We start from the raw sequence: 13,065 nt of genomic DNA, 5'->3' as shown, positions 1-13,065 counted from the left end.
AATAATAATATAAATGCATTTTTTGTAGAGTTTAAATTAATTAAATGGATGTGAGACGATGAAAACATTTAAAGCCGTTCGATTTCAAATCGTATCAGAGAATGGTGGCGTGACTGAGTACGAATTAGAAGATGGTGTCATTATCAATAAGGAAAACAGTGGCACTGGCTGGTTGCTTGAAATCGTCATATCAGATTATCACTATGAAACTATGAAAGCATATATGGAAAACGAGACATTACTAGACATACGTGTCGTTATCACTAGACCTGCTAACGATCCAGCTTTGTTTGATGCGACCATTAAACATATCATTCAATTAGAAGATACAATTTCTGTTGTTTGTGAATGTCATATTTACACATTGAGACAAGTTTACGCTGAAAGTTTATTAGAACAATTAATAGATGAAGGTTTAACTGGCGACGACTTGAAGAAATCATTTAATAGATTGATGCAATCTAAACCAAGACTTAAAGATGAAAAAATTGATAAATAAAAAATAGTGTTACATTCTGTTGAAAACAGTCTGTAACACTATTTTTATATACTATTTATCTTGCAAAGCAAATGTTAACTCACAACTACATGCTAATTGTCCATCAACTGTTGCTTTAGCACTACCCTTACCTATAGGACCTCTGAGCTTCGTTATTTCAACTTCTAAGCGCAAAGTATCTCCTGGGGTTACTTGTTTTTTAAAACGACATTTATCGATACCAGCAAATAGTGCAAGTTTACCTTTATTTGCTTCACTATTTAACATAGCAACTGCACCTGTTTGGGCTAAAGCTTCAGTAATTAATACACCAGGCATTACAGCATATTCTGGAAAATGACCTTGAAAGAATGGTTCATTACCTGAAACTTGCTTAATGGCCACACATCGTTGACCTTCATCGTATTCTACGACACGATCAATTAATAAAAATGGTTGCCTATGTGGAATAATCTCTTTTATTTGGTTGTAGTCAAAAATTGTTTCCATAATTTGCTTCCTCCAACTATACTTCTATCTATTTCCAATTTATTAATATATTATAACATTAATCTTGTGTTCTTTTGATATCAGCACCTAATGCTTTCAATTTACCATGTAAATCAACATATCCTCTGTCTAAGTGTTTTAATTCAGTAACATATGTTGTACCTTCAGCCACTAGGCCTGCTAAAATTAGTGCTGCTGCAGCACGTAAATCTGTTGCTTTAACTTGAGTACCTTGAAGTTCACTTTTACCTTCAATTTTTGCACTTCTACCTTCTACAGTAATTTTAGCATTCATTCTTTTAAATTCACCGACATGCATAAATCTATTTTCAAACACAGTTTCAGTTACTACTTTGTGCCCTTTTGCAGTTAATAATAACGCCATCATTTGTGATTGCATATCTGTAGGGAAACCAGGATGCGGAAGAGTTTTGATATCTATTGGTTTCAATTCGTTTTCGGCACTTACACGAATTGCATCATCAAAATATTCTAGATTAACTCCCATTTCTTCTAGTTTATAAACTAAGCTCGTCATATGTTCTTTGATTGCACCGTTTACTAAAACATTTCCTCTTGTAATTGCACCGGCAATTAATAATGTACCTGCTTCTATTCTATCAGGTATAATTGAATGCTCAACGCCATATAAAGCTTCAACGCCTTCAATCGTGATCGTGTCCGTACCGGCTCCTAATACATTTCCACCCATTTCATTGATATAATTAGCCAAATCAACGATTTCTGGTTCTCGTGCGACGTTTTCTAAAACAGTTTTACCATCAGCTAAAGAAGCTGCCATTATAATATTTTGTGTCGCACCTACGCTAGGAAAATCTAAGTGAATCGTTGTACCTTTCAATCCATTAGTTGTGTTTGCGTATATAAAACCACCATCCATATGGATTTCTGCACCAAGCTCTTCAAAACCTTTAATATGCTGTTCAATCGGTCTAGAACCAATAGCGCAACCACCAGGTAAAGCCACTTTGGCATGACCTAATCGTGCCAATAATGGGCCCATAACAAGAATACTTGCTCTCATCTTACTTACATATTCATATGGTGCTTCTTCATTTAATTGTTTTGTTGCATCTACTGTAACTTCTTCTTGCTCTTTATTATAAGAAACATCAGCATTTAATGTTGATATTACATTATTAATTGTTTCTACGTCACTAAGTGCTGGTACATTTTTTAACTTGCTCACGCCTTTTGATGCTAATAGTGATGCTGTCAATACTGGTAATACTGCATTTTTTGCACCTGAAACTTTCACTTCACCAGTTAATTTTTTACCACCATTAATTTCTATCTTATCCATCTTAAATCCTCCACTTAACTACTTATAAATTGCCTTTAATTTTCAATCAAACTTACTACTAAATTATATCGATAATCATGCGTAATATACAATTATTTGAATTATTGTGCCAAATATTTTATTTGTGTAGAAAATTGTAACAAATCTACAATAAAATTGCTGACTGAAGTCCCGATTAATATTGCTAAAAATATCATACAAATTTGAACTTGTACTGGAAAACCTTTTTTAAAAAATTGTTCCAATCTCACTGCATTCAATGCCCAATAGGCAATGCAAATACAAAGGACATGTAAGATGAGATGTACAATTGAAAACTGTCCCAAATATTCCATAATTATTCTCCTTGCTAAACACTATTTATATATTTTACACGAAACACTATGCAAAAGATACTTAATAATGAGATAACTGACATTTAAATAATAAAGCGTCAATTTAGTATTATTTTCCCATTATATATGACATATATGCATAACAATTAAAATTAAATACTTTTAATTATTTTAGTCATTTATCAATTATTTTCTTCCTTTATAAATGATTATGAAAAATCATATGTAAATGTAAGTCTTCATAAAAATATTTTAATATAGTAAATACAAGCTATTACTTAAATCAATATGTCATTGATAATCATACGCTAAAATTTTGATTTTAACATGTCTTAATCAAAAAATAGAAAAAAGTCGACAAAGTTTTATACTTTGTCGACTTTTTTGATAAACATAATAGAATATCTTATATTCATTATTGTAATTGAGCGACACGAAGACGGTTATTAGCACGATCTAATGCGCGTTTGGCTCTATTTATGTCACTGCTATCTTCTTCATTGTTTAAATGAGATTCTGCTCTTGATTTTGCTAATTCTGCTCTAGCGACATCAATTTCATTCGCAGGCTCTGCAGTTTGAACAATGATTGATAATTTATCTTGTCTTACTTCAACAAAACCTTCACTCACTGCAATATATTCTGAACCACCGTCAAAATTAATTTTGGCATAGCCAATTTCAAGTGCTGCAACTGTTGGAATATGTCCATACATGACACCGATTTCTCCAGCAGTAGTTTGTAATACTGCAAGAGTAACATCTTCTCGGTCGTAAACAGAACCATTAGGAGTGACAATATTTAGGCTTAATGTATTCATTATCCATACCTCCTAATTTTAAACTTCAACACCCATATCTTTAGCTTTTTCAATTACTTCATCCATACTTCCAACTAGACGGAATGCGTCTTCTGGAATATGATCGTAATCACCATTTAATATTGCTTTGAAGCCTTCTACTGTTTTTTGAACAGACACATAAGATCCTTTTTGGCCAGTAAATTGTTCAGCAACGTGGAAGTTTTGTGATAAGAAGAACTGAATACGACGTGCGCGTTCTACAGTTTGTTTATCTTCTTCAGAAAGTTCATCCATACCTAAAATAGCTATAATATCTTGTAACTCTCTATATTTTTGTAAAGTAGATTGTACTTCACGTGCTACTTCATAATGTTCTTGGCCAACAATTGATGGGTCAAGCGCTCTAGAAGTAGATGCTAAAGGATCAACTGCAGGATAAATACCCATTTCAGTTAATTTACGTTCTAAGTTTGTAGTTGAATCTAAGTGGGCAAATACTGCAGCTGGTGCTGGGTCAGTATAATCATCGGCTGGTACGAATACCGCTTGAATTGATGTTACAGAACCTTTAGTTGTAGAAGTAATACGTTCTTGTAATTGTCCCATTTCAGTTGCTAACGTTGGCTGGTAACCAACAGCTGAAGGCATACGACCTAATAACGCAGAAACTTCTGAACCAGCTTGTGTAAATCTAAAGATGTTATCTATGAATAATAGAACATCTTGTCCTTGTTCATCACGGAAATATTCAGCCATAGTTAAACCAGAAAGTGCTACTCGCATACGCGCACCAGGTGGTTCGTTCATTTGTCCAAATACCATTGCTGTCTTTTTAATAACACCACTATCACTCATTTCAAAATATAGGTCATTACCTTCACGAGTACGTTCACCTACACCAGCAAATACTGATATACCGCCGTGCTCTTGAGCGATATTATTGATTAATTCTTGAATTAATACGGTTTTACCAACACCGGCACCACCGAATAATCCAACTTTACCACCTTTAATATATGGTGCTAATAAATCAATGACTTTGATACCTGTTTCTAAAATTTCAACTTTAGTAGATAACTGATCAAATGCAGGTGCTTCTCTATGAATTGGATCACGACGCACTGAGTCATCTATGTTTTCATCTAAATCTATCGTATCACCTAATACATTAAATACTCTACCTAATGTTTCATTACCAACTGGTACGCTAATACTATTTCCGCTATCTCTAACTTCTGTACCACGTTTAACACCATCAGTTGAATCCATTGCGATTGTTCGTACTACGTCATCGCCAAGTTGTAATGCAACTTCTAACGTTAATTCAACATTACCTTCTTCTCTTTCTATATCGAGAACTAAGGCATTATTAATTTCTGGAACTTCATTGTGCTCAAAGCGAACATCAATTACTGGACCCATAACTTGTGTTACACGGCCTAATCCCATGCTATTTTCCTCCTTTAATCATTATTCAAGTGCAACTGCGCCACCAACGATTTCAGTAATTTGTTGAGTGATTGCTGCTTGTCTCGCTCTGTTATACTCGATAGATAAATCATCAATGATATCTGTCGCATTATCAGATGCATTTTTCATAGCCGTCATACGTGTAGCATGTTCACTTGCTTTTGCATCTAAAATCGTTCCATATATTAAACTTTCAACATATTGAGGTAAAATAACACTTAATATTGCTTCTTTGTCTGGTTCAAATTCATATGAAGACATTTGACCATGTCCTAAGCTTGAATCTTCAGGAGACAATGGAAGCACAGTTTTCATCGAAGGTGTGTTTTCTAAAACACTTACGAAGTGACTGTAATAAATTTTTACCTCATCCACAATCTCGTCGTTATACAAATCTATCGCTTTTTTAGCAATTGCTTGTATCTCTTTAAATGAAGGTTGATCAGGAACTTCTGTTAAAGAATCATGAATCTCATATCCTTTATTTTTAAGAAAATCAACACCTGTTTGACCTAAAACTAAGATGGAATATTCATCACTACTACTATGTTTGCGTTCAATATCTTTCATCAGATGTTTCAATACATTTGCATTGTATGCACCTGCAAGGCCTTGGTCACTAGTAATTACGATATAACCACTTTTCTTCACTTCTCGCTGTTGTAACATTGGATGATGTGAATTTTTGTCCGCACCAGCAACGGCTGTAATTGCATCTTGCATTTTAGCCATATATGGTCTGAATTGATTCGTGTTTTTTTCAGCACGACGCAATTTCGAACTAGAAACCATGTTCATTGCTTTCGTAATCTGTTTCATCTTTTTTGTTGATTTTATTCGTGTATCGATTTCTTTAAGAGATGCCATTATCTCACCACCTTTTATCTACATTAACTATTATGCTTCCTCTGATTTGCTAAAACTCTTCTTGAATTCATTGATTGCTGATTCAAATGATTCATCATTAGGTAAAGCACCCGTCGTTTTGATTTCATTTAATAAATCAGATGCATTCGATTTAGCCCATTGATTCAACTCGTCTTCAAAACGCGTAATATCAACTACTGGGATATCATCTAAATGTCCTTTTGTTAAAGCATAAATAATTAAAACTTGATTTTCTACAGGTAGTGGTTTGTTTTTATCTTGTTTTAATATTTCAACTGTACGTTTACCACGTTCTAATTTTTTAGCAGTAAATTCATCTAAATCAGACCCAAATTGCGCGAATGATTCTAATTCACGATATGATGCTAAATCTAGACGTAAAGTTCCGGCAACTTTTTTCATCGCTTTAATTTGTGCAGAACCACCAACACGTGATACTGATTGTCCTGCATTAATCGCTGGTCTAACACCAGAGAAGAATAAGTCAGATTGCAAGAATATTTGTCCATCTGTAATAGAAATTACGTTTGTAGGAACATAAGCAGCAATATCGCCTGCTTGTGTCTCAATAATAGGTAACGCTGTGATTGAACCGCCACCTAAATCATCATTTAATTTAGCTGCTCTCTCTAATAATCTACTATGTAAGTAGAATACGTCACCAGGATAAGCTTCACGACCTGGAGGTCTACGTAATAATAGTGATAATTCACGGTAAGCTGCAGCTTGTTTTGTTAAATCATCATAAACGATTAAAACATCTTTGCCAGCAAACATGAATTCTTCAGCCATTGCTACACCAGAATATGGCGAGATATAAAGCATAGGTGCTGGATCTGCTGCTGAAGCAGAAACAACAATTGTATAATCTAATGCACCTTCTTGACGTAATTTTTCAACATTTGCTCGAACCGTTGAGTCTTTTTGTCCGATAGCAACGTATATACAAATTGTATCTTGATCTCTTTGGTTCAAAATTGTATCAATGGCAACCGTTGTTTTACCTGTTTGACGGTCACCGATAATTAATTCACGCTGCCCACGACCAATTGGTACAAGTGCATCAATTGCTTTGATACCTGTTTGTAATGGTTCATCTACAGATTTACGATCCATTACACCAGTTGCTTTCTTCTCTACAGGACGTGTTTTTGTAGTATTGATTGGTCCTTGACCATCAATTGCTTGTCCTAATGGGTTAACGACACGACCAAGTAACTCCTCACCAACTGGAACTTCCATGATACGTCCAGTTCGTTTTACTTCGTCTCCCTCTTTTATATCCGCGTAAGGGCCTAAAATTACTACACCGACATTGGATTCTTCTAAGTTTTGTGCTAAACCTAGAACGCCGTTATTAAATTCAATAAGCTCACCAGCCATAACGTCATTTAATCCGTGGATTAAAGCGATACCATCACCAATTTGCAGAACTGTACCTACATCAGTAACAGCCATTTCTGACTCATAATTTTCTATTTGTGAGCGAAGTAATGCACTGATTTCTTCAGCTTTAATGGCCATCTATGTCACTCCTTCAATTTTTATTTCACTCTAATAAATTGCTTTTCAAGTTTGGCAAGATCATTTTTAATACTTGCATCCATCACTTTCGTACCGACTTTAACTCGGATACCACCGATAAGATCTGGATTTATTTCATTTGTTATCATTAGTTTTGAAAGTTTTGTACGTGATTTTATAATTGAATCAATACTTGCTATTTCATCCTCAGATAGTTTATAAACTGATTCAATAACTGCAAAGTCTTGATTATGATATTCATTATATAAGGTTTCAAAAGCTAAAAATATTTCATGAGTATATGTAAGGTGGCGATTACTTGCAAGCACCATAAACATATTCTGTAAATATTGATTTGCATGTCCAAAAATAATAGCAACAAAACGTTGACGTTGTGTTACATCTTTTTGCGGATCTGTGTCTAATTCTTTTAATTTTCCAACTTCAGGTTGTACTGCTTCGTCAATTGTTGAAAATTCTTCATACATTTGATCGAGTAACGCTTTTTCTTTAGCAGTATCAAATAACGCTTTTGCATATTTTTTTGCTACATTAGCCATTATTTATCGCCTGCCTCTTTAATGTACTTTTCAACTAATTCTTTTTGATCTTTTTCTGAAATTTCTTTTTGAAGTACTTTTGAAGCAATAAGTACTGAAAGTTCAGAAACCTGATTGTTAATATCCGCAAGTGCACGTTCTTTTTCACTGTTTATTTCATTTTGTGCTGTTTCAATCATACCATTGGCTCTAATGTTGGCTTCGTGAATGATTTCTTCGTGCTGTTTACGGGCTTGTATTTTAGACTCTTCTAAAATTTTATGAACCTCTTCTTGTGTTTCTTTTAGTGTTTGTTTGTTTTGTGCTTCTAGTTTTTGAGCATTTAATTTAGCTTGTTCAGCATCGTCGATATCTTTATTAATATCGTGTTCACGTTTGTCCATCACTTCTTTAAGTGGGCCCCAAGCAAACTTTTTCAATAGTAAAAGTAAAATGGCAAATGTAGCAATCGTAACAATGATTGTTCCCCATTGTACACCGCCGCCACTAGCCGCACCTAGAACGAACATATTAGTCGTAGCAGTCACTTTCATAGACACTCCTTTCATCCAGTATAATCATAAGGTATTTTGATAAAAACGAACGGCGAGAGCCCAGAAGACTTCGCCATAAAGACTAGTTTACTTATAGTGACATGAAAGCGATAACTACACCTATAATTGGTAACGCCTCAACTAAACCGATACCGATGAACATAATACCCATTAATTGACCACGTGCTTCTGGTTGACGAGCGACACCTTCTACTGTTCTTGAAACGATAAGACCATTACCAATACCTGCACCAAGTGCTGATAAGCCGATTGCGATTGCTGCTGCGATTAAATTCATTTAAAAATCCTCCTAATTTGTTCTTTTTATTTTTTAATTTAATGACTCTTTTGTACTTTGTGTGACATATATACCATCGAAAGCATTACAAATATATATGCCTGAATCGTACCGATAAAAATTGAGAATCCTTGCCATACAATTAGGCCAGGTAATCCGATTAGCCAACCCCATGCTGGGAAGTCGAATACTAAACCTGCCAATAATCCTAGCAATAATTCACCTGCAAAAATATTTCCGTAAAGTCGTAATCCTAGCGTCAATGTTGAAGTGAATTCTTCAAATACATTGATGGGCAATAGGAATATTGGCTTTGTATAATTTTGGAAATATCCTTTAGTTCCAACCATTTTAACTCCATAATAATGTGTTAATAGTATTATCAGAGTTGATAATGTTAGTGTCACAGTTGGATCGGCTGTGGGAGATTTCCACCACAGGGTGTGTCCCGAAATTAATTGGAACGGTAATCCAAGCATATTACTAACAAATATGAAAAAGATTAATGTAACGGCTAAGAAATGGAACTGACCACCTTTTGACCAAGCCATGTTACTTTCAATAATCCCTCTTACGAAATCAAAAACCCACTCGATAAAGTTTTGTTTGCCTGTTGGACGTTTCTTGAGGTTACGTGTACAAATAATAGCTATTACAAAAACAATAAACGCCGTAATCAACATCATCATAATCGATGATAGATTAAACACGATGTCTAGACCGAACACATTCCAACTGACTAGAGGGTCTTTATGATCCATGCTTTCTCACCTCTTTCATTATAAATTTTATTTCTTGTGTAAAAATGGTTTGAAAACAATTAAAACATAAGAAATCATTAAACCAACAACTACTCCAAAAATGTTTATATAGTCCTTATAAAAATACCATGTCGTACAAGCTAATATCACTATCAAATATCTCCAAATGTTGCCCGTTGAAATGTGTATGTTATCCTTTTCTTTTGCTTTCGCCAAATAATATTCAAAAGTAAAAGTATTGATTAGCGATCCGATCATACCAATTATAAGACCTAATATAAATGCAGAGTATGTGAAAATAAACACAATTACAAGTACAATAATACAATATAAATAGTATTGTATGTACTGATTAAAAATGATGTTGAAACGTTTCATTTCAGTGCCTCGCTTCACCTTATCTTTCATATATGAAAACCATTCCAATCATACAATTTTAATAATAATATAGGGTACTTTACGTGTCAATTCTATTCAAATTGTAATTCAATTTTTTACAAGAATGTCACAAAAATGACACATAAATACATAATTATTTGAAAGAAGAAGGTTTTTTATCAATTAAACCGAAAAAATATTTAATATTTTGACAAATTCTATATGATGCATTGCCATCTCCATATGGATTTTGAGCTGTGCTCATCGTCTCATATAAATTTTTGTTGTCTAATAGCTCTTTGGTTGCTGCAAAAATGTCCTTTGTATTTGTACCTACAATTCTTAATGTACCCGCTGCCACACCTTCTGGCCTTTCTGTTACATCCCTTAGTACGAGCACTGGTTTGCCTAATGAAGGCGCTTCTTCTTGTACTCCACCAGAATCAGTTAAAATTAAATAAGACTGGTGTGCAAAATTATGAAAATCAACAACTTCTAATGGTTCTACAAGCTCGATTCTCGTGTGGTTTGACAAATAATAATCTGCAATTTCGCGTACTTTAGGGTTTTTATGTATTGGATATACGACAACAACATCCTCGTATGCTTCGACAATATCACGTACTGCTTTGAAAATATGTGCCATAGGTTCTCCAATATTTTCTCGTCTATGCGCAGTTAAGAGAATAATACGTTTGTTTTTATGCTTAGCTATGATTTCTGATTGATAACCATTATGAATTGTCGTTTTCATAGCATCAATCGCAGTATTGCCTGTCACTACGATCGTGTCTTCTGGTTTGTTTTCAGCGATCAAATTGTTTGCAGCATTATTGGTAGGAGCAAAGTTTAAATCAGACATTACTCCTACCATTTGTCTATTCATTTCTTCAGGAAATGGAGCGTATTTATTCCAAGTTCGTAAACCAGCTTCGACATGTCCGATTGGGACTTGATTATATAATGCTGCTAAGCTTCCGGCGAATGTACTCATAGTATCTCCGTGAACAAGTATCATATCTGGTTGCGCTTCCTTTATCACATCCTCTAATCGAATGAGTATGCGAGAAGTTATATCAGACAATGATTGACCCTGTTTCATAATATTCAAATCATAATCAGGTGTTATGTCAAAGCTCTTCAAGACAGAATCTAACATTTCTCTGTGTTGCGCAGTCACTACAACGATTGGTTGTAATTCAGAATCTTTCTCCAACTCTAAAACGAGCGGTGCCATCTTTATCGCTTCAGGACGTGTCCCAAAAACAGTCATAACTTTTTTCATACTACTCCACTCCTGGGTTAAACTATTTTGTACCGAATAAACGGTCACCAGCGTCACCTAAACCAGGTGTAATATAAGCATGGTCATCTAATTTCTCATCTAATGCTGCGATATAAATATCAACATCTTCATGTGCTTCTTGTAATTTTTCTACACCTTCTGGAGCTGCAATCAGACACATAAATCTGATGTGTTTAGCGCCACGTTTTTTAAGTGAATTAATCGCTTCAATTGCGGAAGCACCAGTCGCTAGCATTGGATCAACTACTACAATTTCTCTTTCTTCAATATCTTGTGGTAGTTTTACAAAATACTCAACTGCTTCTAGTGTTTCGGGATCTCTGTATAACCCAACATGACCTATTCTTGCTGCCGGCACTAAATTTAAGATACCTTGTGTCATACCAAGTCCCGCTCTTAAAATGGGAATAAATGCTAATTTTTTACCTGTTAGTCTCTTAGCTATCATTTTAGTGACTGGTGTTTCAATTTCTACATCTTGTAACTCTAGATTTCTAGTTACTTCGTATGCCATCAACATACCAACTTCATCTACGAGTTCTCTAAATTCTTTTGTACCTGTATGTACATCTCTAATGTAACTTAATTTGTGTTGAATAAGTGGGTGATCAAAAACATGTACGTTGCCCATAATTACTTCCTCCAATTTAATTATATAAAGGATGTTTCGTAGTTAATGCTTTAACTCTTTCTTGTCCTTCTTTTAATGTTGTTTCATTTTCAGGATCTTTTAGCACTAGGCTAATAATTTTGGCTACTTCTTCAAATGCCGCTTCATCAAAACCACGTGTTGTAGCTGCTGGCGTACCAAGTCTTAAGCCACTTGTTACAAAAGGTTTTTCTTGATCAAACGGAATTGTATTTTTATTACAAGTAATACCTATTGAGTCCAAGGCTTCTTCTGCTACTTTACCAGTAATATTGACTGATCCTTTTACATCTACGCATACTAAATGATTATCAGTACCACCAGATACTACTCTAAAACCTTCTTTATTTAATGTATCAGCTAATGCTTTTGCATTTTTTATCACTTGTTGTTGATATGTTTTGAAATCATCTTGAAGTGCTTCACCAAACGCTACAGCTTTAGCAGCAATAACATGTTCTAAAGGGCCCCCTTGAATACCTGGGAAGATTGTTTTATCAATTTGCTTTTTGTATGCTTCTTTACATAAAATCATACCACCACGAGGGCCGCGTAATGTTTTATGTGTTGTCGTAGTTACAAAATCAGCGTATTCTACTGGGCTTGGGTGTAGACCCGCAGCTACTAATCCGGCGATATGCGCCATATCCACCATCAATTTAGCGCCAACTTCATCAGCAATTTCTCTAAAACGTTTGAAGTCTATTGTTTTTGAGTATGCAGATGCGCCAGCAACAATTAATTTAGGTTGATGCGCTTTTGCTACTTTTAAAACTTCGTCATAGTCTATTTGTTCACTCTCTTTGTCGACACCATATTCGACAAAGTTATAAAATTGACCACTAAAGTTTACTGGTGCACCATGAGTTAAGTGTCCACCATGACTTAAATTCATACCTAATACAGTATCTCCGTGTTCTAATGCAACGAGATAAACAGCCATATTTGCTTGTGAACCAGAATGTGGTTGAACGTTAACATGTTCTGCACCAAACAATTGCTTAGCTCTTTCAATAGCTAATGTTTCAGATACATCTACGTATTCACAACCACCGTAATATCTTCTGTTTGGATAACCTTCAGCATACTTGTTAGTTAATACGGAACCTTGAGCTTCCATAACTGCTTCCGACACAAAGTTTTCTGATGCGATTAACTCTATATTGTTATTTTGACGGTTGAACTCGTTTTGAATCACTTCATAAATTTCTTTATCTTGATCTTTAATAAATGACATTAGTAAACCCTC

General features: G+C 34.6%; 16 protein-coding genes. 1 reads left to right on the top strand and 15 read right to left on the bottom strand.

The window, feature by feature from the left end; all coding sequences use genetic code 11:
• Positions 1-58: 58 nt before the first annotated feature.
• Positions 59-499: a YwpF-like family protein gene (locus KA824_RS02610; protein ID WP_019468307.1), complete on the top strand. Its 441-nt coding sequence runs from the start codon at positions 59-61 to the stop codon at positions 497-499.
• Between the two features lie 51 nt (positions 500-550).
• Here the strand turns inward: KA824_RS02610 and fabZ are convergent, their stop codons facing one another.
• The 15 genes from fabZ to glyA all read right to left on the bottom strand — a co-directional run bounded on the left by fabZ (position 551) and on the right by glyA (position 13,053).
• On the bottom strand, positions 551-988 hold the full coding sequence (fabZ, locus tag KA824_RS02605) for a 3-hydroxyacyl-ACP dehydratase FabZ (RefSeq protein ID WP_046207765.1): 438 nt from the start codon (positions 986-988) through the stop codon (positions 551-553).
• A gap of 58 nt (positions 989-1,046) precedes the next feature.
• Entirely contained in the window at positions 1,047-2,312 is a 1,266-nt protein-coding gene (gene murA / locus KA824_RS02600) for a UDP-N-acetylglucosamine 1-carboxyvinyltransferase (RefSeq protein WP_181187763.1), read from the bottom strand.
• A gap of 101 nt (positions 2,313-2,413) precedes the next feature.
• The gene (locus tag KA824_RS02595; RefSeq protein WP_019468304.1) at positions 2,414-2,647 is read right to left on the bottom strand and encodes a DUF1146 family protein; all 234 of its coding nucleotides are present in this window, start codon (positions 2,645-2,647) and stop codon (positions 2,414-2,416) included.
• Between the two features lie 415 nt (positions 2,648-3,062).
• Positions 3,063-3,467, bottom strand: coding sequence for a F0F1 ATP synthase subunit epsilon (locus tag KA824_RS02590; RefSeq protein WP_019468303.1), 405 nt, complete (start codon positions 3,465-3,467; stop codon positions 3,063-3,065).
• Positions 3,468-3,485: 18 nt separating this feature from the next.
• Entirely contained in the window at positions 3,486-4,898 is a 1,413-nt protein-coding gene (gene atpD, locus KA824_RS02585) for a F0F1 ATP synthase subunit beta (protein WP_107384837.1), read from the bottom strand.
• 21 nt (positions 4,899-4,919) lie between these two features.
• On the bottom strand, positions 4,920-5,786 hold the full coding sequence (atpG, locus tag KA824_RS02580) for an ATP synthase F1 subunit gamma (protein WP_107384838.1): 867 nt from the start codon (positions 5,784-5,786) through the stop codon (positions 4,920-4,922).
• A 30-nt stretch (positions 5,787-5,816) separates the two neighbouring features.
• Positions 5,817-7,331, bottom strand: a complete 1,515-nt coding sequence (gene atpA, locus KA824_RS02575) for a F0F1 ATP synthase subunit alpha (RefSeq protein WP_107384839.1) — start codon at positions 7,329-7,331, stop codon at positions 5,817-5,819.
• Between the two features lie 20 nt (positions 7,332-7,351).
• Positions 7,352-7,891, bottom strand: coding sequence for a F0F1 ATP synthase subunit delta (locus KA824_RS02570; RefSeq protein WP_107384840.1), 540 nt, complete (start codon positions 7,889-7,891; stop codon positions 7,352-7,354).
• Positions 7,891-8,418 carry a F0F1 ATP synthase subunit B gene (locus KA824_RS02565; RefSeq protein WP_107384851.1) on the bottom strand — a complete coding sequence of 176 codons (528 nt, stop codon included), beginning with the start codon at positions 8,416-8,418 and terminating at the stop codon, positions 7,891-7,893. Before KA824_RS02565 ends, KA824_RS02570 begins: the two co-directional genes overlap by 1 nt.
• A gap of 97 nt (positions 8,419-8,515) precedes the next feature.
• The gene (atpE, locus tag KA824_RS02560; RefSeq protein ID WP_002482721.1) at positions 8,516-8,722 is read right to left on the bottom strand and encodes a F0F1 ATP synthase subunit C; all 207 of its coding nucleotides are present in this window, start codon (positions 8,720-8,722) and stop codon (positions 8,516-8,518) included.
• A gap of 38 nt (positions 8,723-8,760) precedes the next feature.
• Positions 8,761-9,483, bottom strand: a complete 723-nt coding sequence (atpB, locus tag KA824_RS02555) for a F0F1 ATP synthase subunit A (protein ID WP_019468297.1) — start codon at positions 9,481-9,483, stop codon at positions 8,761-8,763.
• Positions 9,484-9,510: 27 nt separating this feature from the next.
• The gene (locus KA824_RS02550; protein ID WP_107384852.1) at positions 9,511-9,861 is read right to left on the bottom strand and encodes an ATP synthase subunit I; all 351 of its coding nucleotides are present in this window, start codon (positions 9,859-9,861) and stop codon (positions 9,511-9,513) included.
• Between the two features lie 154 nt (positions 9,862-10,015).
• Positions 10,016-11,146 carry a non-hydrolyzing UDP-N-acetylglucosamine 2-epimerase gene (gene wecB, locus KA824_RS02545; RefSeq protein ID WP_107384842.1) on the bottom strand — a complete coding sequence of 377 codons (1,131 nt, stop codon included), beginning with the start codon at positions 11,144-11,146 and terminating at the stop codon, positions 10,016-10,018.
• Between the two features lie 22 nt (positions 11,147-11,168).
• The gene (gene upp, locus KA824_RS02540; protein WP_019468295.1) at positions 11,169-11,798 is read right to left on the bottom strand and encodes a uracil phosphoribosyltransferase; all 630 of its coding nucleotides are present in this window, start codon (positions 11,796-11,798) and stop codon (positions 11,169-11,171) included.
• Between the two features lie 16 nt (positions 11,799-11,814).
• Positions 11,815-13,053, bottom strand: coding sequence for a serine hydroxymethyltransferase (glyA, locus tag KA824_RS02535; RefSeq protein WP_107386306.1), 1,239 nt, complete (start codon positions 13,051-13,053; stop codon positions 11,815-11,817).
• Positions 13,054-13,065 lie beyond the last annotated feature (12 nt).

Source organism: Staphylococcus sp. GDY8P198P, assembly GCF_017891615.1.
Classification (GTDB): Bacteria; Bacillota; Bacilli; order Staphylococcales; family Staphylococcaceae; genus Staphylococcus; species Staphylococcus cohnii.
Note: the sequence above shows the minus strand (reverse complement) of the source record. Positions and strands in the feature narration are given on the sequence as shown.